The organism is Rhodococcus artemisiae (assembly GCF_036327795.1).
In the GTDB taxonomy this organism is placed as follows: Bacteria; Actinomycetota; Actinomycetes; order Mycobacteriales; family Mycobacteriaceae; genus Rhodococcus; species Rhodococcus artemisiae.
In genome coordinates, this window is record NZ_JAUTXY010000013.1 from 47,834 (window position 1) to 74,633 (window position 26,800).

The following is a 26,800-nucleotide window of genomic DNA, read 5'->3' on the forward strand; positions in this document are numbered from 1 at the left end:
GCCCGGAAATTCCGGGCCCGCCTTGTCGTCGAACTGGGTCGAATCGGTGAATCTGTCGGTGGTCAGACGCCCACCGGACCACCCCTCCACACACCGATCTCCTCACCGGACACGTCGGCAGCGTTGTCGCTCACCAGAAACGAGACGGTCGACGCGATCGATTCCGGCGGGATCGACGGCCAGTGCTTCGTCAACGCCTCGACACCTCCTTCGCCTCCGGACGACACGATGTCGGTGGCCACGAATCCCGGCATCACCGAATTGACCGTGATGCCGCGACGGGCCACCTCCTGCGCGATGGTTTTCGCCATCCCCACGAGACCGGCCTTCGCCGCGGAATACGCGCTCATACCAGGTGCCGGACGGCGCCCGCCCGACGGGCTGTTCACGAACACCACTCGGCCCCAACCCGCTTCGTACATAGCGGGAAGGGCGAAGTGGGTGCAGTAGAACGCGCCATTGAGGTTCACAGCGACGACCTCGTCGAACTCCTCCGGGGCCTGCTTGCGAGCAGCGCCCGCCTTGTTCATACCCGCATTGTTGACCAACACGGTCGGGGCGCCGAGCTCAGCGGTCGCCACGGCCATCAGACGTTCGGCATCAGCAGAATTGGAGATGTCGGCCTGAACGGCAACAGCCCGTCCACCCGCCGCAACGATCTTCGCGACCACATCCTCGGCATCGTGCGCACTCCGCGAATAGTTGACCGCGACGGCGAACCCGTCGGCGGCGAGTCGCTGCGAGATGGCTGCACCGATGCCGCGTCCACCTCCGGTGACAACGGCAGCTTTCTGTGGGTGCATCACTGGATCACCGCACCTTCTCGTAATTGTCGGGCACATCCGCAAAGCTGTCGCGCAACTCACGCTTGGCGATCTTGCCACTGGGCATCCGAGGCAGCGGTTCGTCCATGAACACGACGTAGCGCGGAACCTTGTAATCGGCGAGTCGCTCGTTGCAGAACGCGACGACGTCGGATTCCTTCAACTCGGAGGTCGCCCGCACCAACGCTGCGGGAGTCTCACCGAACTTGGCGTCGGGAACGCTGATCACGGCGACTTCGTCAACACCCGGAATCTGGTTGATGACGGTCTCGATCTCCGCGGGAGAGATGTTGAGGCCACCGGAGATGATCATGTCCTTGAGCCGGTCCACGTAGGTGAGGTAGCCGTTCTCGTCGAGTTTCCCGAGATCGCCGGTCTGGAGCCACCCGTCGATCAGTGCGGCGCGAGTCGCCTCCTCGTTGCGCCAATATCCCGGCATCATGCCCGGACCGCGCAGCAGGATCTGTCCGGTTTCGTTGGGCGGGAGATCGTTCCCCGCAGGATCGACCACCCGGATCTTCGTGAAGATACCGCCCCAACCGCACTTGTCCGGGTTCTCGGCAGCCTCTTCACGGGGCATCGCGGTAGCCGTACCACCGATCTCGGTCTGACCGTAGATCTGCCGCAGCGAGACACCTCGAGCCTGCCACTTGCGCAGGAGGTCGACAGGTACACGAGCGCCGCCGACGTGTGCGGTGATCATGTGGCTCAGATCAGCGTCCGTGAATGCAGGCACCTTCGCGATCTGTTCGAACAGGATCGGCGGTCCGGTGAGAGTATTGGCATTGTCCTCGGTGAGAATGCGCAGTGCCTTCTCCGGATCGAATTTGGGCTGCAGGAACAATGTGCCGCCATGCAGAGCAACGCGTGCGATGCCCCAGATGATTCCGGCAGCACTGAACAACGGCAGCACCAGAACTGGACGCAAGCCGTTGGGCTGGATCGGCTCCGACAGCATCCACTCGTGCATTTCACCCGCGATCGTGGCATGGGTGAAGATGACGCCCTTGGGCTTACCGGTGGTTCCGCTGGTGAACACGATGGCGGCAGGAGTGTCCAGATCGACCACCGGCGTGCGGTACCTCGCGTGCTCACGGCCCCGCAACGGTCGCACATCCTTCTCGAATACCCCGATCGTGAAGGTGTTGCGATTCTGCTGGACCTCCTCGAGTCGAGGCAGCAAGTCTTCGTCGCAGTACACGACGGTCGGCTCGCAGTCCTCGACGAGAGTCGTGAGTTCGCCGGCGAGCATGCGCTGGTTGAACCCGACTGCGATGGCACCGACCTTCATGGCACCGAGCGCCGCAACGACCCACTCGAGACTGTTGACACCCACGAAGCTCACCCGGTCTCCGGGGGTGACACCTCGGGACTCGAGGTCATGGGCGACACCGTCGGCCCAGCGGGACAGCTCGGCATAGGTGACGCGATCGCCGTCGAAGTCGATCGCGGGCATGTCCGGCTTCGACCTGGACCAATAGGTCAGTGCGTCTACAACTGTGCCGCTCATGTAAGCCTCCAAGAATTCAGGGTTGTCGATCGCGAGCTGCTCGGCGGCGAGCATGGTCCACCATGGAGTTACGTCGGACTCGACCGGAAGGTCGCGCGCGTCACATCCGCCCGCTTAAATCTAATGGCCGTTGTTTATTGAGGCAAGTGTCGATTGACGTCTGCACCGCGGGCAACCGCGAGCATCGCATCGACCTCGACCAGCTTCCGGCGAGCCCGCCCACGGCGACGCCCTTCGGTACGTTCGTGCCGATCGATCCGCTTCCACCCGTCGAATCCGAACGAGTCGGGGCAACGGGATGCGACGATCGCCGTCAATTCGTCGCCCGAACGGCTCGGTGACGGCAGGAGCGCGCGTTCGTGGTCTGCGACGATCGCGCCGACCGTCTCGGCAGCGCAGTACCGATTCGTCCCGATCACCCCGCTCGGTCCCCGTTTGATCCAGCCCGCGACGTAGAGACCGGGAATCGGGCGATCGAGTGCCGCATCGATCACGCGGCCGGCGACGTTGGGTACCGTTCCGCGCCCGTCGTCGAACGGCAGTCCCGGAATCGGGCGTCCACGGTATCCGACCGAACGCAGCACCAACGAGCATTCGAGATCCTCGGCGACCCCCTCCTCGCCATAGCGCGAGATTCGCAGCCCCTCGACATGGTCATGACCGAGCACCTCGACCGGGGAACCGAGGAACCGCAGGGTGATCCGCTTCCGTCCCGGTTGCGGTGTCCGACGGGCGTACTCCTCGATCGTCTGCAGTTTGATCGAAGCGCCGGCAGGCGCCTCGTACCCGCCATGGACGGTCACGTCCACCTCGGGCAAGGATCCCAGCGCCAGCAACTCGGGCGTCGTGAACGCTCCATGCTCAGGACCTCGACGCCCGAGAACCACAACCTCATCGATCGCACTACGCCTCAGCACATCCAGAGCGTGCTCAGCAATATCACCCGGGACGAGGAATTCGGGATCCCGCGCCAGGATCCGCGCCACGTCCAGCGCCACATTGCCGTTCCCGATCACGACGGCACGACGCCCCGACAGATCGAATTGACGACCCGCATAGTCCGGATGGCCGTTGTACCAGGCGACGAACTCACGCGCCGCGAAACTACCGGGCAGGTCTTCTCCGGGGATGCCGAGCTTCCGGTCGTCCGACGCCCCGCTCGCGTGGATCACCGCGTGGTGATGATCGAGCAACTCGTCGACGCTGATATCTCGACCGACCTCCACACCGAGGAAGGCACGAAAACCGTTGCGCCCGGCAGTACGCGCGAAGACCCGCTCGACGGCCTTCGTCGTCTGGTGGTCGGGAGCCACGCCGAAACGGACGAGCCCACCGGCAACATGGAGCCGCTCGAACATCGAGACCTCCACGTCGATGTCGCGGCGGGCGAGCAGTTCTTCGGCAGCGTAGAACGCGGAGGGACCGGATCCTACGATCGCCACGCGAAGCGGACCGGGCCGCTCGGCTACGACGACAGGTTCCCGTGGTACTTCGCTGGGGCCCGATACGGTCGGGTTACCCAGGAAGTACGCGGCGTTGAGATCCTTGTAGATCTCCGTATCCGACGTGAGATCACTGTCGGGAACGATTGCTTCCACCGGGCACACATCGGCACACGCCCCACAGTCGATACAGGTGTTCGGGTCGATGTAGAGCATCTCGGTGCGTGCGTACTGCGCCTCGTCGGGCGTCGGGTGAATGCAGTTCACCGGACACACAGCGACACACGTCGCGTCGTTGCAGCAGGCTTGGGTGACTACGTATGTCATGGGGACTCCGGTTGATCGTGTGCTTCCGAACTCTTTTGCGGAGGTATGAAGCGTTCGCCGTAGCGATCGGCGAGTTCCAAGGCGCGAGCCGTGAAGCGCTCCGCGCCTCCGGGATAGGAACGTACGAACGACATGACGCCACCCGTGTGCGGGGGGAACCCGATACCGAGAACCGATGCGGTGTCGGCGTCGGCCGCGGAGTCCACGACGCCGTCGCGAAGACAGCGCAGCGCCTCGACGACTTCGACGAACAGCAAACGGTCGCGCATGTCTTCGAGCGGGATGTTCCGACTCGGTCCGAACGCCTCGCGCAGTCCCGACCACAGCCCGATCCGCGTGCCGTCGGGGTCGTATTCGTAGAAGCCCTGTCCGGCCGCCCTGCCGCCTCGGCCGTGTTCGTCGATCATCCGGTTGCGAACATCGTCTACAGCGTGTCCGTTCCACGATCCACCGGATTCCTCGATGGCAGTGCGATTCTCCTGTTGCACTTCACGGTTGAGTGTCAATGTGATCTCGTCGAAGATCCGCAACGGTGGCACCGGATAGCCGGCGGTGGTGGCCGCGTGTTCGACGACGCCTGGATCAATACCCTCGCCGACGGCGATCAATGCCTCGTCGAGACGAAGTTGCATCACGCGGCTGGTGAAGAATCCGCGACTGTCGCGCACGACGATGGGCGTCTTCCCGAGGAGCCGCGCGTACGTCAATGCTGCGGCACGTGTCGACTCCGATGTGCGCGATCCGATGATCGTCTCGACCAGCGCCATCCTGTCGACAGGTGAGAAGAAGTGCATCCCGACGAAGTTCTCGGGACGGGCCAACGTTGATGCCAAGCTTGTGATCGGTAGAGTCGACGTCGTCGACGCGAGCACGGTGCGCGAATCCGTGACGGACTCGACAGACTGCAGGACATGCGCTTTGACGTCCACGTTCTCCGCCACCGCTTCGATGACCAGCGCGGCAGGGGCCAGATCCACTACGCGTTCGGTGGTCATGATCCGGTCGAGCAGCGCGCGAGAGACGGCACCATCCGTGGTTCCGCCCTCGAGGGCGTGTGCTTCGCGCCGCTTCGCGTAGGACTTTGCTCGATGCCCGCTCTCCGGGGTTCTCGCTACCAGTACGACGTCGGCTCCTGCCCGCGCGCACGTGTAGGCGAGGGCACCGCCCATCATCCCCGTTCCGACGACCCCGATCGTGGTACCTGCCAGACTGTCCACCTGCGCACTCACGATGACACGCTCTCGACGCGGGCGACCTCGACGGCGAAGCCGTTGAAGATCGGGGCACCCGTCAAAGGCTCCACGACGAGATCGTCGACCAGAGCGTTGACATTGGCGCCGGGCGCGGACGCCGAGTGAGTGGTGTGCAGACCCGAGCCGTCGTGACCCCACCCGTGCGGCAGACTCACCACACCCTGTCGCATCGAGTCGGTGACGTGTAGTTCCGCAACGACCGCACCGGTCTTCGACTCGATCCCCACCGTGTCGCCGTCGACGAGGCCACGTCCGGCAGCGTCGAGCGGATTCATGAACAAGGCGCACTGACCGTCGTCCGGTTGTGGAAGAGCGTTGTGCAACCACGAGTTCATGCCGCGCCGCTGCCGGCGATTGATCAGAACCAGATCCGGCAAGGGTTGAGCCAGCGCGGCATGCACGCGCGGGAGGTCCGCAACCAACGCGTCGGGGACGACGTCGATCCGTTTGGTCGGTGTTCGCAGCACGCCGGGTACCCGCGGCTCCAACGGGCCGTAGTCGATTCCGTTGGGGTTGCGTTCGAGAAGCTCGAGGGTCAGGCCTCCTGGCACAGACCCGAATCGGTCACCGTATGGTCCGCTGCGCAGCCGTAGGTCGAGCAACCGTTCCGGACCGGTACGGCCTGCAGTGGCCCGGGCGACAGTGTCGATGTCGCTGCCCGCGAGCTTTGCCGCACGACGCGTCGCAGTGGCGGCCACCTCGTCGTCCAGTTCGACGATCGGGCGATCGGGTTCGCCACGAACAATCGCGGTGAGCCGCAACAGGATCTGCCACTCGGGTATCTGCCCCGGAGCCGGCATGAGCAACGGTGCCGTGTACCTGGCGACATTGCGAACTTGGAAATGAGTGAGCGCGAGGTCGTGGTGTCCGCGGGTCGTCAATGGCGGAGGAGGAAGGATGACATCGGCGTAGCGGGTCGTCTCGTTGAGGTATCCGTCGATGCACACCATGAAGTCGAGACTCGACAGTGCGGCCTCGACGGCGTGGCTGTTCGGGAGCGAGCGCGCCATATTTCCGGAGATCGTGATCAGGGCCCGGACCTGCCCGTGGCCGGGGGTGAGCACCTCTTCGGAGAAACACACCGCGGGAAGCTCCCCCATCGCCTCCGGCATGTCGCGAACGCGCGATCGCCATCGGTCGAAGACGAGTGGCGCCTTGGGGTTGTGAGGCCAGGTGGTCGGCCCACCTGCAGGGGGCACCGGAAACATCGTGCCACCGGGACGATCGAGGTTTCCGGTGATGATGTTGAGGCACTCGACCATCCAGTTCGCGACCGAACCGAACTCCTGGGTACACGAGCCCATCCGGGAATGAGCGGCAGCGGACTCGGCGGTAGCGAACTCGCGGGCGATCGTACGAATCGCGGCGGCCTCGATACCGCAGATCTCCGAAACCGACTCGGGTGTGAAGGGCTCCGCGAGATGCAACAGTTCCTGCAGTCCGTCGGTGTGCTCCGCCAGGCGTCCGGGCGCGGCGAGACCCTCGGTAGCGATGACGGACACGAGCGCGAGCAGGAAGAAGGCGTCGGTGCCGGGACGGATGGCAATGTGTTTGTCAGCGACCTCTGCCGTGCGAGTGCGGGCCGGGTCCACCACCACCAGGGTGCCGCCACGCTTTCGCAGCGCGTCGAGCCGCTTTCCGATTCCCGGCGCCGTGATGGTGCTCCCGTTCGATACGAGCGGATTGGACCCCAGGATCAGCAGATACGACGTGCGGTCGATGTCCGGGATCGCCATCCCGAGCCCGGTGCCGTAGAGCAATGTGTTCGCGTAGTTCTTCGGAAGTGTGTCGATACTGGCGGGCGAGTAGATGTTGCGGGTACCGATCGCGGCGATCAACGGCAATGTGTAGAACGACGGGTCCAGGTGGTGTGCAGCCGGGTTACCGGAGTAGACCGCGCAGCTGCTGGGATCCGCCGCGATGATCGGTGGCAGTCGGCGATTGATTTCGTCGAACGCCTCTTCCCAGGTTGCTCGACGGAAACCGGCCCCGTCGCGGATCAAGGGCGTGCGGATGACGTCGGGGTCGTTCTCCAAGCGCCCCAGGCCCAATCCTTTCGCGCAGCTGTGACCCGCGGAGAACACATCTGCGCTGTTGGGTCGGACCGCCGTCACGGTACGTCCGTCGAGCTCGAAGAGCAGGCCGCAGGTTGCCTCACACAGCGGGCAGATCCGTGCCCCGACCGTCTTGACGCTTGTGCCTGGAATGTCATGGTCGGACATGTCATCGAGCATCGGCGAGCACCTCCCGTTCGATCGCTATCGGCACCGCCGTCATCGTCGGCATCGCGTTGATGGTCTGGACGCGGTCGTAGCCCGTCAGATCGTTGACATTGCTCCCGACGGCCCGCGGGTCGGAGTTCGGGTCGGACACTCCCCAGCAGTGGGTCATCGCTACCGTTCCCGGACTGACGGTGGGATCTGTGTGTGCCACAGCTCGGATGCGACCGTGGGCCGAGCGGATCGACACGGTGTCGCCGTGGTCGATTCCGAGCCGCTGCAGGTCCTGCGGATTGACACCTGCCGGGTTGTATCCGTGACGTGGCAATCCGTCGATCTCCCGCCCCAGCGAATTCATCAGTTCACGCATACGCCGCACCGTCAGCCTCATCGGAAGGTCGCTTTCGATCGGGGATAGGCTCAGTGCAGCAGCAATTTCAGCTGCCACATCGTGCGGGCACAACGCGAGCCGGTGCCCGGAAGAACCTTGGGACGGTCGACCCACTGCCGTGGTGTCAGGAGCCGCGAGTGCACCACGGTGTGCCGACTTCAGTTCATCCATAGGCACCCGCCCACGTTCGGCGAATATCGCGAGCAGTTCCTCCGACGTCGGTGGGTCATCCGGATCGAGTACCCGTCCCGCGAACTTGACCTTGCGTCCGGATGCGGCAGCGAGCCGGAAGAAGAACTCCCAGTCTTCGATCACGCCCTCCGGCGGATCCACGAGTCGCGGCGTGTATTGAGCGAACGGCTGCGCGAAGAAGAATTCCATGAGCATGGTGTGATCAGGGCGCTCGTACACCATCGTCGGCGCGATCACATAGTCGGCGAGACGCGCGGTGTCGGACATTCGAGTATCGACACACACCAAGAGATCCAGTTCTCGCAGTGCGCGTTCTGCCTTCTTCCGGTCGGGTAGGGCCAGCGCCGGATTTCCGCCCGAGACCACCAGCGCACGTACCCGGTCGGATCCGGGTTCGAGGATCTCGTCGGCAAGGATTCCGGACGGCAGTTCGCCGTTCATCGTGCCGATCCCGCCGATGCGGCTACGGAAACCGGACTCCCAGCTCCGATACGGCGGACGCACTTCCGCTTTCAACGGTGTAGTGCGCGCGAGCACGTTACGGTTGGGTGTCTCCTCACCCTCGCGGAGGTAACGACCACACACGACGTTCAGGCAGGCGACGAGATGCTCGGCAACATTGGAGTGGGGCCCCATGCACACACCGGTGCCAGTGGTCGCCATGCCACGCGCGCCGTGTGCGAAGGTGCGGGCCGCACGGATCACCTCGGCCGCCGGCACGCCCGTCTCTGCCTCGGTGTACTCGGGGGTCGCCTGCGCGACCGACGCGGCAAGTTCGTCGAGTCCGTCTGCGAATCGCGCGCAGAACTCGCGGTCGTGCAGCCCTTCGGTCAGGATCACATGCAGGAGGCCCGCGAACAGGGCAGCATCCGTTCCGGGCCGAAGTTGTAGGTGCAGATCGGCCCGAGCCGCGGTCTCGGTGCGTCGCGGGTCGACGACGATGAGCTTCATTCCACGCTCGCGGGCTCTACGGATCGTCACGAACGGGTTCTGAGTGATCGCACCGTCCCCGTCGCCACCGTTGAGTGACACCATCGGATTCGTCCCGGCAAGGAGCCACACGTCTGCGGTGTCGAAACGCTGCCGGCCACCCAGGTACTCCCCCATCCGCGCCTGCACGAGCCATTTGGCGGACTGGTCGATCGTCATGGTCGAGAAGAGTTTGTGAGATCCTGTGGTGCGGAACCACGCCCGTACCATGGGCATGGTCAGTGCCGCGAAGTTCTGCTGGGTTCCCATGAACAGAGCGAGCGCATCGGGGCCGCACTCCCCCGTGATGGCTTCGAGGCGCTCGGCGATCTCTGCTATCGCGACGTCCACCGGGATCGGCTCGTAGCCCCCCTCGGTGGTACGGCGCATCGAGGTGGTCAGTCGTTCGGGGCCCTGGAGGAAATCTCCGCCGCGACGCCCCTTCGGACACGAGTAACCGCCGGAGAGCGGATGCAGCCCGTCACCGACGACGCTCACGATTCGATTGCCGTCGACCTCCACCCGCACCCCGCACGAGGCGGGACACAGGCGGCAATAGGACAACTTCACCGGCATTGAGTCCACTCCGTCCGCCGTTCGGCTGCAGCGAGAGCGCTGCAGGTTGTGACCACGGTCACCGACTTGGCAATAATCTAACTACAATAGGTAAAAGATGCAAATGTCGAACACGACCGTCCTGGTCACATAGGAAAAACGGCTATTCACCGAGGGAGTGTCCGCGGTGAATAGCCGTTTACCGGACGGTCTATTCGGCTGCCGCCAAGGCCTGTGTTGCTGAGGCATCGTCGAGATCGGCACGCCGCGGGCGCTTTCCTCGCAGGGCCATCACACCGAGAATCACCACTGCCAGCAATGTCGGCACGATGGTCAGCAGGAAGATGTTCTGTGCCCCCAACCCGGCTGCAATCAGAACAGCCCCGATACTCGGGCCCGCGATCGATCCGATGCGTCCGATCCCCATCGCCCAGCCGACGCCTGTCGCACGCGCCGACACCGGGTACACCGTCGCTGCGATCGCAATGATGCCCGCCGAGCTGCCCGACATACCGAAACCGACTATGAACACTGCCACCAGAAGCAACCAGCCACTTCCGAGGAGGGCCGCCACCGCCGCGGTGAACACCGCGCCGAGTGTGTAGCCGGCCATCACCACCACGAAGCCGTTGCCGACCCGGTCGGTGATCCATCCGATTGTCAACGCACCCGTCATGCCGCCCAGATTGAACAACGCCGCAGCGACCAATGCCGTGGATGCACCCTGACCACCCTCACTGAACAGCGTCGGCATCCAGCTCAGCAGGAAGTAGATGACCAGGAAGTTGATCACGAACACAGCCCAGAGAAGTACGGTGTCGACCGCCTTGCCCTTTCGGAACAGTGCACCCACAGACGCCTTCGCCGAGGTCGCTGTTTCCAGCATGAATCCGGACACCGCAGTGACGGCCGCGCTCGGGGCGATCTCGTCGACGATTCGTGCCGCGCGTTCGTTCTCCCCGCGAGCTACCAGGAACTTCACGGATTCGGGAAGCCACCGGACCGCCACCGCGACCAGCAGCAGCGGCAACACGCCGCCGAGGACGAACAACGACTGCCACCCGAAGTGCGGAATGAGGAATGCTGCGGCGAAACCGCCGACGAACCCGCCGAGTGACATACCCGCAACTGTCACGGTCACTACTGTCGCGCGGATACGTGCGGGGCTGTATTCACTCACCATCGCAACAAGATTCGGTGTCACACCGCCGAGGCCGAGTCCTGCGATCACCCGGAGCACGATCAATGCGGTCATCGAAGTGACCAGGGCCGAGGCCAGTGTGAACACCGCGAAGATGACGGTACACACGATGATCATGCGGCGACGACCGTAGCGATCGGCCAGCGGTCCGAACACCAGACTGCCGACGACCATCGCACCCGTACTCAGCGCGAGTGCGTAGCCGAAGGATGCGGGCGAGACACCCCAGTCCTCGGACATCGCGGGAATGACGAATCCGATGAGTTGTGCGTCGATACCGTCCAGGATCGCGAGGCCGAGACATAGGGCGATGACGCGCTTCTGTAGTCGCGACAGCGGTGACGTATCGATGAGTTCGGTGATGTCCACATCGCGAGTAGCGCTCACGGTGGGTGTCCTCTCGGAGAAGGGAAGGAAATGTGACTAGGACGCGGAATTGACCGAGGGCACGCTACGAGGAACAGGGATTGCATCAGCCGGTGGAACCTGGAATCGCTCGCGCAGAGAAGCTTTTGCGAGCTTTCCCGAGAATGTGCGAGGTAGCGGCTCGTCGAGGGCAACCGCGTGCACCGGACGCTTGAACTTGGCAAGGCTTGCCGCCGAAACCGCCGTGATGTCGCCGACGATCTCCTCCGCCGGTCGTTGGCTGTGGAATACAACCATCGGAACCTCACCCCACCGGTCGTCCTTGACGCCGATCACCGCGAGGTCGACCAGCCCGTCGATCCCGTGGAGCGCATTCTCGATCTCGGCAGGATAGACATTCAGCCCGCCGGAGATGAGCAGGTCCTTACGCCGATCGACCACCTTGAGGAAACCACCCTCGTCCTGCAGGCCCAGATCGCCGGTTCGAAGCCACCCGTCGACGAAAGCGTCGGCCGTCGCCTCGGGCTTGTTCCAGTACTCCCGCATGACGTGCTCTCCCCGCACGAGGATCTCTCCGACCTCGTTCGGTCCCGCGAACCCACCATCGATGTCACCGATACGCAACTGAGTTCCGGCAAGCGCCAGACCCGCGAACCCCGGACGAGTACGCGCATCGCCATAGACCAGAGTCGAGGCCATGCCCGAGGCCTCGGTCAACCCATAGCATTGAACCATCGGCACACCACGACTGTTGTAGAAGTCGAGCAGGTCCAGGCTGATCGGCGCACCACCTGTACCTGCGAATGTGAACGCGGCGAGCTTGCGCCTGCCGAAATCGGGGAGTTGTGTCATGCGCTCCCAGATGACCGGGACGGTGGTTGTCGCGGTGATCTGCTCACGCTCGAACGTGTCGAGAGCAATGGCGGGGTCGAATTCGCGGAGCAGAACCATCGTTGCACCCGGCAATACCACGAGCTGCGCAAAGATCGACAACACCGAGCCGGTGTATACGAGCGGTGCAGAACACATGACACGGTCACGGCCGGAGATTCCGAAGTTGAGAACCTGGGCGATACCCGGGGCAAGCGCACTGCGATGGGTTATCAGCGCACCCTTCTGGACGCCCGTGGTGCCCGATGTGTAACAGATGAATGCGGGATCCGAGGCCTCGACGTGAACGTCGGGCGCCTCGCCGGGGTCGATCAGCGTCTCGTAGGCGCGGTGATCGCTGCCGCCGATCGCAAAGATCTCGAACTCGGTCTGGGCTGCAGCCACTTCGAGCAGAGAGGCAAGCTCGTTCTCCACGACCACAACCCGCGGAGCCGAGTCAGCGAGCATCGGGGCGAGCTCCTTGCCGATCAGCCGAAAGTTCAGCGGGACACTGATCGCGCCGAGCTTGAGTGTCGCCAGAATGATGTGCGCCAGTTCAGGGCGGTTGAGCATCATCACCCCGACACGGTCGCCCTTACGGACGCCACGCGCCGCAAGTCCCCGCGCCAACGAGTCGGTGATGGCATCCACTTCGGCCCAGGTCTGGGAGGTGTCACCGAAGACGATCGCTTGCTGCTCGGGGCGGTTCTTGCCCCAGTATCGAACCAGGTCGGCCAGATTCATTGTGGTCTCCTCGAGTTAGCCGTGGCGGCAGAGCCGGCTCTCATTCACGACGTCGAAAGGGTGCGTGCCCGCATTGTGCGGTGCGACCACCGCGGGCGAATCGCATTCATCGGGGGTGTGATCGCCGTCACGAGAGTCCCCTTGAATCTAACATCAATAGGTATTGGACACAAGAATATTCTGGAGGATCGAAACGCTCGCTATGCTGCTACCGCAACAATCGACGAAGTGCGACATCTGCACCGGCAGCAAGCCGAATTCACCGGCGAACAGCTACTTCCCGGAGAACATCATCCGTATCGGCACCGAGCTCCGGAGGTAATGCGGGAGCGAACTTCTCGCCGGCCACCCGCACAGGACTTGCGACGAACTCGAGCTCTCCGACACCCTCATAGTCGACGCGATACGTGCTGGCGCGGCTCGCGAAGTGAGGATCGGCGATCATGTCGCCGACGGAATTGACCGGCCCGCCTGCGACCTCGTTGTCGAGGAAGAGCGTAACCCATTCTGTACGGGTGCGTTGCAGGAAGATCTCCCGAAGCTCGCGATACACGAGGTCGGCCCGTGCGGGAGCTTCGGCATCCGTACCGGCGAGATCGATGTCGAGCAGATCCGGACGATCCACTGCGACACAGAAATTGCGCCAGAACTTGTCGACGTGCGACCCGAACAGCATGGCTTCGCCATCCTTGGTCCGATACGCCTCGAGGCGAGGCCAGTCGGGCAAGCGCCCGTCCGGCAACCATGTTGGGCGCGCGATCGAGCGATCCTTGTTGAGTTCGGCGTCCACCAGGTCGGGCATCCACGCCGCGGCCACATCGATTCCCGCAACCTCGAGTTGGCAGCCCTGACCTGTGCGACCGGCACGATGCACCGCCGCGAGCAAACCCATTGCGCCGTACGCACCGAGTGCATACATCGCCGCCGGTGGTGTTGTACCACCGGCAATGCCGTCGGTCGGAGGTTCCTCCGGCGTGCGAACATCGCGAAGTCCCGCATACGCGTCGAACACGGGACCCCCGGTGCCGAGTGTGCTGTACGGGCCGCCCGAACCCATTCCCGAAACCGTGCAGAAAACGATCCTCGGATTCGCCTCTCGCAGTTGGTCGTACCCGACCCCGAGCCACTCGAGGTAGCCGCCGCGCATGCCTTCGACGATCGCGTCGCAGGTGCGGGCAAGCTCGACGAACGCGCGCCTGTCTTCCTCGACACGAAGGTCGAGCGCGACGCTCTTCTTCCCTCGGTTCCATCGCAGGTGCATGAACGAGGGCCCGTCCTCGCCGCCGATCGCGCGGCTGCCCCCGATACGCACCGGATCTCCGAGCGGCCCTGATTCGACCTTGATCACTTCTGCCCCCAAATCGGCGAGATGCCCGCCGACGGATGCGGGCGCCAATTGCGCGACCTCGAGAATGCGCATGCCTTCGAGCAACGAGTAACCGCTCATACTTTTCTTCCTTCTGAAATATTCAGTGTCTGTTCCGCTTTGAGTTCGATCCAGAGACCGTCGGCATCAGCGACCAGCACATCGCCGTGATACATAGCACCCGTCATGAACCGTTTGCGGCCGTCCCGTCTCAGGTACTGGGCCTCGACGCGGAGTTCGACGTCGAGCGGAGCGGGTGCCCGGAAGTTCACAGTGAGATACGCCGTTCGTGCCCACGCGCGCCCGGAGTCGTTGGCAAGCCTTGCCATGATTTCGTCGAAGATCAACGGTGTGACACCACCGTTCATCGCGTACCGCCCTGCATGGAAGCGTCCGACGGTCACCCTGCCGCGCGCAGTCGTGTCCGTCACCTCGTCGATATGCAGCGGGGGCGCCAACGCCTGCCCCCTGCCGGCCAGATCCCAACGGTGTCCCGCGATCTGGTCGTCCTCCCCGACTTCGTATTTCCCCAGACTTCTCGCAACAGAACGAAGTTGCTCTGCGATGCTCCGCGCAGCGGCAGGATCGGTTCGCGACCGCGTGAAGGCTTCCTGCACCGCACGTACGGCGTCGACCAACTCGGCGAACTCGTCTCCGGCCTCGGCTGTCGGATCGAAGGGATCGTTCCAATCCGGATGCCAGATATCGACGGGCGCGCTCGAGTGCACCGTTGTGTCCATGATTCCTCTCTCAGTCGGTCCCCACGCGGGCACCGAAGAATTCCGTGAATATCTCACCTACGGCGCGAGTCCGCAGGGTGGTACGCGCGACCGTGTTCTCGCGGTCGTAGCGGCTGCGAAGGTCGTTGCCGTGCCCGGCGAGCAGAAGTGTCTTGATCTCCCGGATCGCCTCCGGCGGTTGCGCTGCGATCTGCCTCGCCGCCCCCAGCGCAGCCTCGAGAACGTCACCATCACCCGCGTATCGGGTGAGCAGACCCATGCGATGGGCCTCCTCACCAGGGACTACACGCGATGTCATGAGGAGATCCCGAGTCTGTCCGGAGCCGATCAGGGTGTCGAGAATCCAGGTGAGGTTCGCACCCCCGTACTTTGCTGCGGTGACGGTGAACTGTGTCGACGCCCCGCCGACCCGCAGGTCGGAGCACGCAGCGAGCAGTGTTCCCGCTCCGTACGACACACCGTCTACCGCCGCGATGGTCGGCTTCGCGAACTGGAGGTATCGCCAGAGCAGTTCCTCACGCTCGAGCATCGCCTCCAGGTTTGCCTCCGGCGACAAGGCCGAAAGTTCGTGCAGGTCGTATCCCGCCGAAAAAGCGCGATTGCCCGCCCCCGTGAGCACCACGACCCGCACATCGTCATCTTCCGCCGTGCGAGCGAGACACCGGTCGAGCGCTCGCTGCAGCGACAGTGAGATCGCGTTGTGCATGGCGGGACGATTCAATGTCAGGAGTAACACGCCTTGCGCGGGTGACGACTCGAGCAGCTCACTCGCGGTCATGTCGTCGCGGCGGCTTTCTTCCGCCGCTCCTCCGCGATTGCGGCGGCGTCGCGCGTGATCATTTTATGGAACACTTGTCCCGGCAATTCATTTCGTCCATACACGAGTTCGTCGACCTGCCCGTGTGCGACGTTGTCGGTGATCGTCTTCGTGACGAACCAATCTTCCTTGTGGAGGGTCTCCATCAGGAGTTCCCAATTCTTCTCGAGGATCCGCACCTCGCGTGGTGTGGTGGGCTCGGTCGGGGACAGTAACCTGATCGTGCAGTGCGACACGTTCGGATCGTCGACGTCGGGGACGATGGTCCAGACCTCGAAGTGATTCGGCTCGGTGACCAGCATCGTGCCGGGGTAGATCGTGTAATTCGCGAGGGAATAGTCGCGGACGTCGAACGAGTCGGGATCTGCGTCACGAACCTCCGTGATCGATTTGCGCGCCACGACGATTCGCCAGGACCTGTCGACCACGTCGAGTGCAGTGATGTTGCCTTCGAGGAAGTTGCACACCGTCTTGGTGTGCAACTGACACAGGTGGTAGGAGTCCTGCACGCCGTCGACCGCGATCTTCCAGTTCATGTCGAGTTTCCAGGTCTCCTTGCGGACCTGGAACGACGTGGCCATACCGGTGTCGGTGACCTCGGCGTCGTGTTTTTCGCCGAGAACCTGCGCAATGTCGAGTTCGGTGTCGACGGTCGGCACGACCCAGACGAGTCCGTGTCGCACTTCGCAGGGGAACTCGACGAGCCCGTACTGCGATCGGTCCAGCCCGTCGAACCCTTCCGAGTGCGGCATCCCGCGAAGCGCGCCGTCTCGGCCGTAGGCCCAGTTGTGGTACGGGCAGCTGAAGATGCGCTTGCATCCGGATTCGTCGAACTCGACCTTGGCACCACGGTGCCGGCACACGTTGGAGAACGCCTTGACGCTGCCGTCGCGCTGTCTGACCACCAACAACGGCGTGCCGATGAGTTCGGTGGTGACGAAATCGCCGGCATTCTTCAGCTCGTCGATATGCGCCACGATGTGCGGGAACCGACGCACCACGTCGCGTTCGAGGCTTGCCAGTTCAGAGTCGTTGAACACCGAGAACGGCACACGCAACATTTCGTCGGCGTAGTCGGTGCTGTTGTTGTCGACATGCGCGATCAGGCGCCGGGTGAGTTCGATCTTGTCTTCGCGCTGCATGAACCCAGAATGGCACATGAGACATATTGCGTCTAGTGTCTTAGTGGAGTTACCCGGCGGTATGGTTTGTGCGTGGCACAGAAGACCGAAGCAGAGACTGTCGACGTGAGCTCGGCAATCCTCGTCGCCGCCGAATCGTGTTTCGAGCAGTTCGGCATCGCGAAGACGACGATGGCCGACGTAGCCCGGGCAGCGAACATGTCCCGCGCCACGGTCTACAGATATTTCTCGGACCGCGAATCGCTCATCACGGCATCGATCGTTCGTCGGGCACGAATGAACATGGAGCCATGGCGGACGCGTATCCGGAAGTACCCGACATTCCGAGAGCGGGTCGTCGAAGGCCTGTGTGCCAACATCCGCAGGGGGCTTCGCGACCCGATGATCCACCTGCTCGTCTCGCCCGCCGAGGCAACACTTGCCACAACACTTCTCTCCACCTCCGGCAAGGCAGTCGAGCTGACCCGTGAACTGTGGGAACCGCTCCTCCACGAAGCACAAGAAGCCGGCGAACTGCGCCGCGACATCGACCTGGATCTGCTGTGCGAGTGGTTGTCCGAGCTGGAAATGCACTACATCAGCGCTCTCGGCGCCGATGCGGGATCGCTCGACCGGTTGCGCGACAAGCTGCGCATCTTCGTAGTGCCGTCCCTCATCCCCTGCGCACAACCACGCAACTCGTAGAGTCTCCCGTGGACTTGCAGACAAGGAGGCGATGTGGCCGGCAGCAGGATCTCGGCACAGCAGTTCATCGATGCGGTGCTCGACGAGGGCAGTTTCGTCTCGTGGGACGAAACCCCGGTCGACGTCCACCCCGACGACTCCTACCGCGCCGAGCTCGAACGTGCCGCTGAGAAGTCCGGGGTCGACGAGTCGGTACTCACAGGAGTCGGCACCGTCCACGGACGCCGGGTGGCGCTGATCGCCTGCGAGTTCGCCTTCCTCGCCGGATCGATCGGTGTCGCGGCATCCGAACGCATCGTCTCGGCGATCGAGCGCGCGACCACGGAACGACTCCCCCTACTCGCGTCTCCCACGTCGGGCGGCACGAGAATGCAGGAAGGCACGCTCGCGTTCGTGCAGATGGTCAAGATCGCCGCGGCCGTGGCAGCGCACAAGGCGGCGCATCTCGGCTACCTCGTCTACCTGCGCAACCCCACGACGGGTGGGGTGTTCGCGTCGTGGGGGTCGCTCGGGCATGTCACCGCAGCCGAACCGGGTGCGCTCGTCGGTTTCCTCGGACCGCGCGTCTACAAGGCCCTGTACCAGGAGGACTTCCCCGAAGGGGTTCAGACCGCGGAGAATCTCCATCGGCGCGGCGTGATCGACGGAGTGATCCCGCTCGAGGGCATCCGGCAGGTGGTGCACAGGCTGTTGCGCGTTCTCGTCGAACCGAATCACCCCGACACCACTGCCGAGCCGGCTCTCACCGATGTCGACGAGGTTCCCGACATTCCGGCCTGGCAGTCGGTGATCCTCACCCGCCGCCCCGAGCGCCCCGGGATCCGCCAACTGCTGCGACATGCGGCATCGGCGCAGGTGCCGTTGTCCGGTACCGGGGAGGGTGAAACCGACTCCACTGTGATGTTGTCGCTCGCACGCTTCCGCGGTGTGTCGTGTGTGCTGTTCGGCCAGGATCGCAACGGCCAATCGGCCGCAGCGCCCATGGGGCCCGGCGCGCTGCGAGAGGCACGACGCGCGATGCGTCTCGCCGACGAACTGCGGCTTCCACTCGTCCTCGTCATCGATACGCTCGGTGCAGCGTTGTCGAAGGAAGCCGAGGAACGTGGTCTCGCACCCGAGATCGCCCGCTGCCTAGCAGATCTCGTGACATTGCAGACCCCGACCGTGTCGGTGCTGCTCGGCCAGGGCACCGGAGGCGGCGCCCTCGCGTTGCTTCCTGCGGATCGTGTGCTGTGCGCGCAGCACGGCTGGCTCGCACCGCTTCCTCCCGAAGGTGCAAGCGCCATTGTGCACCGCGACACCACCCACGCCCCTCAGATGGCCGCAGCGCAGGGGATTCGGTCGAGGGACCTGTTGCGCGACAGGATCATCGATGGTGTCATTCCTGAACGCCACGATGCCGCAGACGATCCGATCGGGTTCCTCAAACGCGTGGGCGCCGCGGTCGCGCGCGAATTGTCCTCCCTCGCGGATGAGTCCGCCGACGATCGTTACCGCCGACGGATCGCCCGCTTCCGCAATCTGGGACTACCCACCTGACCTCGGGCGCTCAGCTGCTCGCCACCACCGCGGGTACGGTGACGGCGACGATGATCGCGGTGTTCACCGCATCGACCGCCTGACGAACTGCCTTACCCGCCCATTCTCCCTCTGATATTTCCTTGGCGCGCTCCGTAATCCGCTTCTTGTCCACGTCCGGGAAGACCTTCGGTGCCAGTTTCGTGGCCGAGAGCAACGAGATCAGCGCTGCCGTATGCGGCGACGGCGTCACCCCGTCGACCAGTACGGAATACAGCTCGCTGCGCACCTGCCGTTCATGACTCTCGTCGACGGCAGGCCAGCGCCGCGTCGGGAACAGCCCGAGGACCTTGCCGCGTTCCTCGCGAACCCACCCGTTCGCCACGACACGCTCCAGCATGATGTCCCGCAGGTTCTTACTCAGCTTCTCGATCGCTGCTGCCGGCTTCATCGGCTTCCGGCCACCGAGAAGCGCCACCGAATCGGCCAACAACGGGTCGGCAGGCGCAGTACCGCCGACCACCACTCGGCCCTTCCTGCCCTTCACTCCCCCTTCATCGAGGAGGACGGCGCCCGCGAGCGCCAATTCGAGGAGCACGGCGCCCGCGAGCGCACGGGGCAGGGTGATGCTGTCGACGATCGCCTTTCCGGACTCATCATCGAGCGCAAGAAGCAACAGATCTTCCGCAAGCAGAGGCATGGCCACACGGTACGTCCGTTCGCCGATCGATCGATACCACCCACCGCAGATGCTCCCATCCGGCCCCGTGCAGCGGACGGCGTCGAATAGGGTGGTCGCGGTCACGTCGATGTCGAGGAAGGACACGAACCGATGAGCTCGTACCAGGACGCGTTCCGGCAGAGCGTGGACGATCCGGAGTCGTTCTGGCTCGCAGCCGCGCAGGATGTCGAATGGGACACCGCCCCGACCCGCGCCCTCGACGACACGCAGGCCCCGTCGTACAAGTGGTTCCCCGACGGAACCCTCAACACGAGCGTCAACGCCCTCGACCGGCATGTCCACGCCGGTCACGGCGACCGGCCGGCGCTGATCTGGGATTCGGCGATGGTGCCTGCGAAGCGCACCTACACGTATGCGGAACTACTCGACGAGGTGGCCACGTTCGCGGGAGTCCTGCGCGACCAGGGTGTGGTTGCCGGCGATCGCGTCATCATCTACATGCCGATGATTCCCGAGGCCGCCATCGCGATGCTCGCGTGCGCCCGCATCGGAGCAGTGCATTCGGTGGTGTTCGGCGGTTTTGCGGCGAAGGAACTCGCCACCCGCATCGACGACGCGCAGCCGGTGCTGCTGGTGACGGCGTCCGGCGGTCTCGAGCCGGGCCGCACCATCGAGTACCTGCCGATCGTCGAGCAGGCACTGACGTTGTCGCAGACGCCGCCGCACACCGTGGTCGTGAAAAACCGCGAGCAGATTCCCGGTTCGGCAGCCGACTACAAGGCATCCTCGGCCGCATGGTTCGACTGGAACGCACTCGCCGCCGATGCCTCCCCGGCCGAGCCGGTGAGTGTGGCAGCGACCGATCCGCTCTACATCCTGTACACCTCGGGCACCACCGGGAAACCGAAGGGCGTCGTCCGCGACAACGGCGGCCACGCCGTGGCACTCACGTGGTCGATGCGCAACATCTACGACATCGCCGCCGGCGACGTCTGGTGGACCGCCTCCGACGTCGGCTGGGTGGTCGGTCACTCGTACATCGTGTACGGACCACTGCTGGCCGGAGCGACCACGGTCATGTACGAGGGGAAACCCGTCGGTACTCCCGATGCCGGCGCGTTCTGGCGGATCATCTCCGAGTACGGAGTCAAGGCACTGTTCACCGCCCCCACTGCCATCCGGGCGGTGCGCAAGGCCGATCCCGACGCCGAGGAATTGAAGAAGTACTCTGTCGACTCCCTGAACACGCTCTTCGCTGCCGGCGAGCGCCTCGACCCCGACACGTATGAATGGGCGACGAAGGTGCTGGGTCGTCCGGTTGTCGACCACTGGTGGCAGACGGAGACGGGCTGGGCGATAGCGGCGAATCTGCGCGGTCTCGATCCGATGCCGCTCAAGGCAGGCTCCCCCACCGTCCCGGTTCCGGGTTATCGCGTCGAGATCGTCGACGGCGAAGGCAAGCGGGTCGAGGCCGACACCGAGGGCAATATCGTCGTGAGATTACCGTTGCCCCCCGGCACCCTCACCGGGCTGTGGCGCGACGACGACCGCTACCGCCGCTCGTACCTCGATACCTTCCCCGGCTACTACCTCACGGGCGACTCGGGCTTCATCGACGACGACGGGTACGTGTTCGTACTCGGCCGCTCCGACGACGTCATCAACGTCGCCGGACACCGTCTGTCCACCGGCAGCATGGAAGCCGTGGTGGCCTCGCATCCGGCGGTCGCCGAGTGTGCCGTCGTCGGGATCCGCGACGAACTCAAGGGTCAGCGCCCTTCCGGCTACGTCGTACTCAAGGCCGGTGTCGACATCGACCCCGAAACACTTCGTCAGGAACTGGTGGCAATGGTCCGCGACCAGATCGGCGCCGTCGCGACGTTCCGCGACGTGACCGTTGTGGAGGCGCTGCCGAAGACCCGATCCGGAAAGATACTGCGGAAGACCATGCGGCAGATCGCCGATCACGAGCAGTACACCGTGCCATCGACGATCGAAGACCCGGCAGTGCTCGAAGCGCTCAGGGAGCAACTGGGCGGCTGACGGTCGGCCGGCTACGCTACCGATCCTCGCCGTCGTCGCCACACGACGACGGCGAGGGTCACGACGAGCGCCCCCGCAACCAACGCGACGAGGTCGGGCCGTTCACGGGCCGCTTCGACACGTTCGTCCGCCGCATGCTTGACACGGGTCGGTACGTCGAGCCGGTCGGTGAGTTCACCTACGGTAGCGGCAAGTTCGGCACGCTGTCGTTCGATGTCGGGCTCGGCCGCGCCGCTCGCCCCGTCCCCGTTCGTTGCGGACTCGCTCATCGCACTGCTCCCTTCGCTGCGGCGACATCGTCGCGGACACTGTCGATCGTGTGTTCAGGAACCGGCGGTGCAGCATTCTTCGCCTTGGACGCGCCGATCGCCGTGAGGATGCCACCGACAGCGAACACCACGACCGCAACGATCAATGCCGCCAGCCACGGATCGACCACCGTGGCGAGCCCCAGCACTCCCGCGGCAATCAGAGTTGCCACACCGAGATACAACAGGAGCGCCCCGGCACCGGAGATACCCACACCGACGCCGATCCGGGTGCCCTTCGATTTCACTTCGTCGAGTGCGTGGGTGACCTCGGTACGGACGAGCGTGGACACCTGGGCGGTGAGCCGCTCGGTGAGTTCTACGGTCGACAAATTCGCGGGTTGGTCCGCAACGGGGCGTGGATCGCCGGAATGCGTCGTCATGAGTGGGTTCCTTCCGTGTCGTCGTCGAGCTCCGGAGGGCCGTGCGCGGTGCGCAGGCGACGGCCGTGCTCGATGAACTCCTGGTGTTTCGCTTCGTTCTTCTCGATGACCCGGGTGTCTCGTTCGGGGAGCTGCAGCGATTTCTCGGCCTCGATGCCCGCCTGCAGTTGGCGTCCGCGTTCGAGCTCCGCGTCGAACTCCGCGCCGAACAACAAGGCCAGGTTGGTGATCCACAGCCAGAGCAGGAAGATCACCGCCCCGGCCAGCGAGCCGTAGGTCTTGTTGTAACTGCCGAAATTCGATACGTAGAGAGCGAAGACGACCGAGGCGACAATCCAGACGACGATCGCGATGAACGAGCCGACGCTGACCCATCGAAACTTCGGCTGGGCCACGTTGGGTGTCGCGTAGTACAGCACCGCGACGATCATGACGACGAGCGCCAGCATCACAGGCCATTTCGCGATGTTCCACACCGTCACCGCCGTGTCGCCGAGCCCGATCACGTCACCGATCGTGCGAGCCACCGGACCGCTGACCACCAGCATCAGCGCAGTCGCTCCCGCAGCGACGAGCGCCAGCGCGGTGACGAGCAACATCAACGGGCGCAGCTTCCAGACGGGGCGGCCTTCCTCGATCTCGTAGATGCGGTTCATCGCCCGGCCGAATGCGCCTACGTAACCCGATGCCGACCACAACGCACCGAGAACACCGATGACCAGCGCGAATCCTGCTGTCGGGGCCTGAACCAGCTGCTCGATGGGGCCGCGCAGGGTGTCGGCCGCCGAACTCGGACCGAGATCGTCGATCATCTGCAGGACGGTGTCGACCGTGGCCTGCCCCTGCCCGAACACGCCGAGCAGTGAGACCACCACCAGCAACGCAGGAAACAGTGACAGCACCGCGTAGTAGGTCAGGGCCGCCGCGAGGTCCGTGCACTGGTCTCGACCGAACTCACCGACCGTCCTTCGAAGCACATACTTCCACGACGGCTTCTCCAGATCCGTGGGCGAATCCGGTTTGCGCGGGTCGTCGGGTGCCACACTCGCATCCGCTGCAGCTTTCGACTCCGATTGGTCGGTCATGAACCCTCGGATACCGCATGAGGGGCGAATCAAACCCCGCATCGGGTCGATTTGTGCCACGTACGATGCGTGCATGGCTTCCGACAACAGCGGATCGACCGATGCTTTCACGGCAATCGTGGGCCGACTCGACTATCCGATGTTCGTCGTTACCGCCAGGGCAGTGAACGAGCGAAGCGGGTGTCTGGTCGGCTTCGCCACACAGGCCGCGATCGATCCGCCGAGGTTTCTGGTGGCGCTCTCCGACAAGAACCGCACGTTCCGAGTGGCGGGTGCTGCCGAGCATCTCGCGGTGCACATACTCGACCGGTCACAGTTGTCGCTGGCCACTCTGTTCGGCTCACAGACCGGCGACGACACGGACAAATTCGTGCAGTGCGGGTGGAGCGACGGACCACACGGGCTACCGATCCTCGACGATGCGGCAGCGTGGTTCACCGGTGCCATCGTGGGGAGGGTCGACCTCGGCGACCACGTCGGATTCCTGCTCGACCCGGATCGCGGTGAGCTCCGCTCGAATATCAGCGATCCGGTCATGTTCGACGACGTGCGAGACCTGGATCCCGGGCACGGCGCGTGACGGTGCGGCCACGGTCGTGATCTGATCGACGGTATGCGACGACTCGACGAACCCACAGTTCCCGGACGCGTCCTCGACGACACCGATCTGCGCGAGCTGTACGCCTATCCATCCGAGCTGACGACGCCGTGGCTGCGCGTGAACTTCGTGTCCTCGCTTGATGGCGCGGTCGCTGTCGACGGCCGTTCGGGTGGTCTCGGGACACCGGCGGACAAGAAGGTGTTCGGGCTGCTCCGCGAACTCGCCGACGTGATCCTCGTCGGTGCGGGGACCGCGCGCACCGAGAACTACGGGGGCGCGCGGACGACTGAGGCTCTGCGCGAACGTCGTGCAGCAACAGGATTGTCAGCGGTGCCACCGATTGCGGTGGTCACGGCATCGGGCAATCTCGACCCGGGGATGCGGCTGTTCACCGACACGTCCGTGCCGCCGATCGTGTTCACGAGCGGCGCGGTGCCCGAGAAGAAACGCCGCGCACTTGCCGACGCCGGCGCAGACGTACGCGTCATCGCCGACGACGACATCGGTGGCGAAGCCCTTGTCGAGGCCGCGGCCCGAGCGGGGTGGAACCGGGTTCTGTGTGAGGGAGGCCCCCGGCTGTTCGGGCGTATGATCGCCGACGGCGTCGTCGACGACCTGTGCCTGACCTGGGCACCCGTGCTCGCTGCCGGATCGGCGGACCGTATCGCTCACTCCCCTGGCTCCACTGTCACCGCGATGCGGCGCACCCATCTGGTGTGCGACGACGACGGCACGATCCTCACCCGATGGGTACGCGACACCGGCCCCGCGCAATGAGTGACAACTTTCCGGGGAAAACCGATCGAATGTGCTGGCTTCACCGGTGTACCCGTTCTAGCGTTGCAGTTCGATCAGGTCTCGGCCTGTACCCACTTTCGAGGAGGGTTGTGTGCGCACACTGACCTATTACGTTGCGACGACGCTCGACGGATTCATCGCCGACCCCTCGGGCGGCTTCGAATTCTTCCCCGTCGAGGGCGATCACATGTATCACCTGATGGAGGAGTACCCCGAGACGCTGCCGGTACACATTCGCGACCAGCTCGGAGTCACCTCACCTGGCAAGCATTTCGACGCGGTCGTGATGGGTAGACGCACGTGGGAGCCCTCACTGAGTGTCGGCCTCACCAGCGCATATCCGCATCTTCAGCAGTACGTCTTCTCGAAGACGCTGGCGCAGGCCCCGGACGACACCGTCACCCTCGTGGCGACCGATCCACTCGAGTACGTCCGCAACCTGAAGAAGCAGGACGGCAGGGGAATCTGGTTGTGCGGCGGCGCAACACTCGCGGGTGAGCTGCTCGCCGAGATCGACGAGCTCGTCCTCAAGGTCAACCCGATCATCGCCGGCAACGGTATTCCCTTGTTCCGAACCGGATTCGAGCCGCACTATTTCGAGCTGTCGGAAAGCCGGGTGTTCGACAGTGGCGTCGTCGTCAATCACCTCGCGGCGAAGCGGTGACGCCGGCAAGGGCGATTCGTAGGCGTGACACCGATGCTCCATGATGACGATGTCGTCGAGGGCACCGACCTCTCCGACGCACTGCTCGGCGAGCTGGGCGCCCTCGCATCCGACCGCAACCTCACCATCGGGTGCGCCGAATCGCTCACGGCGGGCACACTGGCAGCACGACTCGGAGCGGCGGAAGGCAGTTCCGAATGGTTCCGCGGCGCGATCGTGGCGTATTCGCGCTTCGTCAAGCACGGCTTGCTCGAGGTGCCCGAGGGCCCGGTCGTATGCGAGTCGGCGGCACGTGCGATGGCCGTGTCGACGGCCGGTCTCCTCGCCGCCGATATCGTCGTCGCCGTCACCGGTGCCGGCGGCCCCGACCCGCAGGACGGGCGACCGCCCGGCACGGTGTGTTTCGCGACGACCGGGCCGCGTGGGACACACTCCGAAGAACAACTTTTCGATGGGGATCCGGAAGATGTGTTGGCGCAGACGGTACGCCACGCACTACGGTTGCTGATCGAGGAGATCTCCGCATGACCCGGGCGAACAGACGCACTCCCGCGGAGCGGAGACGAAAACCAGGTGCACGTGTCGGCGCCCGTCGCCTATCCTGCACGGTATGCGCGTCGTATTCACGAAGGGCCCCGGCACAAGCTACGAGATAGCCGTGCACCGTGAGACCGGCGTGGCGCTCGCTCCTCGCAACGGCCCCGGCGGACATCCCTATCTCCCCCACGATCTACTGCACCTTCTCGTCGAGGTGGAGGCGAACATTCCGCTCGGGGTGTTCGGGCAGCTCGCCGCCGGCGACAACGGCCTGTTCTGGCCCGCCGACCCCACCGAACGCACCAAGGCCGCCCGCCGTCGAAAGACGAAGGGAACCAAGGTGTCCGATCAGGCGAAAGCCGACATGGCCCGCTCCGAGGAGTTGGTCGGGATGTCGCTACCCGTCTGGGAGTACCGGCGCGGCCACGCGCGGGAACTGCCGCCGTCGATGTCGGCAGACGCAATTCCCCCGCTGGTCGGGCGCATCGTCGAGCGATTCGACGATTACGCCGACCGCTGGCACGCCCAGCGGGTCGGCGAATCGCTCACCGTGACGTGGTGATGCCGAC

24 protein-coding genes are annotated in these 26,800 nt (G+C 64.4%); 8 read left to right on the plus strand and 16 right to left on the minus strand.

Annotated features, from left to right (window positions below; genetic code table 11):
- Positions 1-62 precede the first annotated feature (62 nt).
- From Q7514_RS23455 to Q7514_RS23510, 12 genes are all read right to left on the minus strand, one after another.
- Positions 63-803 carry an SDR family oxidoreductase gene (locus tag Q7514_RS23455; protein WP_330135828.1) on the minus strand — a complete coding sequence of 247 codons (741 nt, stop codon included), beginning with the start codon at positions 801-803 and terminating at the stop codon, positions 63-65.
- A 7-nt stretch (positions 804-810) separates the two neighbouring features.
- A complete protein-coding gene (locus Q7514_RS23460) occupies positions 811-2,334 on the minus strand; it encodes a class I adenylate-forming enzyme family protein (protein ID WP_330135668.1) in 1,524 nt (507 codons plus the stop codon).
- Positions 2,335-2,468: 134 nt separating this feature from the next.
- Positions 2,469-4,103, minus strand: a complete 1,635-nt coding sequence (locus tag Q7514_RS23465; RefSeq protein ID WP_330135669.1) for an FAD-dependent oxidoreductase — start codon at positions 4,101-4,103, stop codon at positions 2,469-2,471.
- Entirely contained in the window at positions 4,100-5,332 is a 1,233-nt protein-coding gene (locus Q7514_RS23470; protein ID WP_330135670.1) for a 3-hydroxyacyl-CoA dehydrogenase family protein, read from the minus strand. Before Q7514_RS23470 ends, Q7514_RS23465 begins: the two co-directional genes overlap by 4 nt.
- Positions 5,329-7,590 (minus strand): molybdopterin-dependent oxidoreductase, encoded by a 2,262-nt coding sequence (locus tag Q7514_RS23475; RefSeq protein WP_330135671.1) that lies wholly within the window; start codon positions 7,588-7,590, stop codon positions 5,329-5,331. The genes Q7514_RS23470 and Q7514_RS23475 overlap by 4 nt, the downstream gene beginning before the upstream one ends.
- Complete coding sequence (locus tag Q7514_RS23480) at positions 7,580-9,703, minus strand: molybdopterin-containing oxidoreductase family protein (RefSeq protein ID WP_330135672.1); 2,124 nt, start codon at positions 9,701-9,703, stop codon at positions 7,580-7,582. The genes Q7514_RS23475 and Q7514_RS23480 overlap by 11 nt, the downstream gene beginning before the upstream one ends.
- A 190-nt stretch (positions 9,704-9,893) precedes the next feature.
- Entirely contained in the window at positions 9,894-11,270 is a 1,377-nt protein-coding gene (locus Q7514_RS23485) for an MFS transporter (protein WP_330135673.1), read from the minus strand.
- Between the two features lie 36 nt (positions 11,271-11,306).
- Entirely contained in the window at positions 11,307-12,863 is a 1,557-nt protein-coding gene (locus tag Q7514_RS23490; protein ID WP_330135674.1) for a class I adenylate-forming enzyme family protein, read from the minus strand.
- 259 nt (positions 12,864-13,122) lie between these two features.
- Positions 13,123-14,310, minus strand: coding sequence for a CaiB/BaiF CoA transferase family protein (locus tag Q7514_RS23495; RefSeq protein WP_330135675.1), 1,188 nt, complete (start codon positions 14,308-14,310; stop codon positions 13,123-13,125).
- Positions 14,307-14,969 carry a PaaI family thioesterase gene (locus tag Q7514_RS23500; RefSeq protein ID WP_330135676.1) on the minus strand — a complete coding sequence of 221 codons (663 nt, stop codon included), beginning with the start codon at positions 14,967-14,969 and terminating at the stop codon, positions 14,307-14,309. Before Q7514_RS23500 ends, Q7514_RS23495 begins: the two co-directional genes overlap by 4 nt.
- 10 nt (positions 14,970-14,979) lie before the next feature.
- A complete protein-coding gene (locus Q7514_RS23505) occupies positions 14,980-15,747 on the minus strand; it encodes an enoyl-CoA hydratase/isomerase family protein (protein ID WP_330135677.1) in 768 nt (255 codons plus the stop codon).
- The gene (locus tag Q7514_RS23510) at positions 15,744-16,928 is read right to left on the minus strand and encodes an aromatic ring-hydroxylating oxygenase subunit alpha (RefSeq protein ID WP_330135678.1); all 1,185 of its coding nucleotides are present in this window, start codon (positions 16,926-16,928) and stop codon (positions 15,744-15,746) included. The genes Q7514_RS23505 and Q7514_RS23510 overlap by 4 nt, the downstream gene beginning before the upstream one ends.
- A gap of 72 nt (positions 16,929-17,000) precedes the next feature.
- Here Q7514_RS23510 and Q7514_RS23515 point away from each other — a divergent pair, with 72 nt between their 5' ends.
- A complete protein-coding gene (locus Q7514_RS23515; RefSeq protein ID WP_330135679.1) occupies positions 17,001-17,612 on the plus strand; it encodes a TetR/AcrR family transcriptional regulator in 612 nt (203 codons plus the stop codon).
- A 33-nt stretch (positions 17,613-17,645) separates the two neighbouring features.
- Positions 17,646-19,151: a carboxyl transferase domain-containing protein gene (locus tag Q7514_RS23520; protein WP_330135680.1), complete on the plus strand. Its 1,506-nt coding sequence runs from the start codon at positions 17,646-17,648 to the stop codon at positions 19,149-19,151.
- 10 nt (positions 19,152-19,161) lie between these two features.
- Here the strand turns inward: Q7514_RS23520 and Q7514_RS23525 are convergent, their stop codons facing one another.
- Positions 19,162-19,830 (minus strand): GOLPH3/VPS74 family protein, encoded by a 669-nt coding sequence (locus tag Q7514_RS23525; protein WP_330135681.1) that lies wholly within the window; start codon positions 19,828-19,830, stop codon positions 19,162-19,164.
- A 132-nt stretch (positions 19,831-19,962) separates the two neighbouring features.
- Between Q7514_RS23525 and Q7514_RS23530 the strand changes: the two genes are divergently transcribed.
- Positions 19,963-21,855: a propionyl-CoA synthetase gene (locus Q7514_RS23530; RefSeq protein ID WP_330135682.1), complete on the plus strand. Its 1,893-nt coding sequence runs from the start codon at positions 19,963-19,965 to the stop codon at positions 21,853-21,855.
- Between the two features lie 11 nt (positions 21,856-21,866).
- On the opposite strand, the gene Q7514_RS23535 is transcribed toward Q7514_RS23530, so the two are convergent.
- The 3 genes from Q7514_RS23535 to Q7514_RS23545 are packed head-to-tail and all read right to left on the minus strand — an operon-like array spanning position 21,867 to position 23,631.
- Positions 21,867-22,124 carry a DUF3618 domain-containing protein gene (locus Q7514_RS23535; protein ID WP_330135683.1) on the minus strand — a complete coding sequence of 86 codons (258 nt, stop codon included), beginning with the start codon at positions 22,122-22,124 and terminating at the stop codon, positions 21,867-21,869.
- Complete coding sequence (locus tag Q7514_RS23540) at positions 22,121-22,546, minus strand: phage holin family protein (protein WP_330135684.1); 426 nt, start codon at positions 22,544-22,546, stop codon at positions 22,121-22,123. The genes Q7514_RS23535 and Q7514_RS23540 overlap by 4 nt, the downstream gene beginning before the upstream one ends.
- Positions 22,543-23,631 carry a YihY/virulence factor BrkB family protein gene (locus Q7514_RS23545; RefSeq protein WP_330135685.1) on the minus strand — a complete coding sequence of 363 codons (1,089 nt, stop codon included), beginning with the start codon at positions 23,629-23,631 and terminating at the stop codon, positions 22,543-22,545. The genes Q7514_RS23540 and Q7514_RS23545 overlap by 4 nt, the downstream gene beginning before the upstream one ends.
- Before the next feature lie 73 nt (positions 23,632-23,704).
- Here Q7514_RS23545 and Q7514_RS23550 point away from each other — a divergent pair, with 73 nt between their 5' ends.
- From Q7514_RS23550 to Q7514_RS23570, 5 genes are all read left to right on the plus strand, one after another.
- Positions 23,705-24,211 carry a flavin reductase family protein gene (locus Q7514_RS23550; protein WP_330135686.1) on the plus strand — a complete coding sequence of 169 codons (507 nt, stop codon included), beginning with the start codon at positions 23,705-23,707 and terminating at the stop codon, positions 24,209-24,211.
- Positions 24,212-24,244: 33 nt separating this feature from the next.
- Entirely contained in the window at positions 24,245-25,009 is a 765-nt protein-coding gene (locus Q7514_RS23555; RefSeq protein WP_330135687.1) for a pyrimidine reductase family protein, read from the plus strand.
- Between the two features lie 112 nt (positions 25,010-25,121).
- The gene (locus Q7514_RS23560; protein WP_330135688.1) at positions 25,122-25,694 is read left to right on the plus strand and encodes a dihydrofolate reductase family protein; all 573 of its coding nucleotides are present in this window, start codon (positions 25,122-25,124) and stop codon (positions 25,692-25,694) included.
- Positions 25,695-25,727: 33 nt separating this feature from the next.
- Positions 25,728-26,222, plus strand: coding sequence for a CinA family protein (locus tag Q7514_RS23565; RefSeq protein WP_330135689.1), 495 nt, complete (start codon positions 25,728-25,730; stop codon positions 26,220-26,222).
- Positions 26,223-26,304: 82 nt separating this feature from the next.
- Positions 26,305-26,793: a hypothetical protein gene (locus Q7514_RS23570; protein WP_330135690.1), complete on the plus strand. Its 489-nt coding sequence runs from the start codon at positions 26,305-26,307 to the stop codon at positions 26,791-26,793.
- Positions 26,794-26,800: the final 7 nt, after the last annotated feature.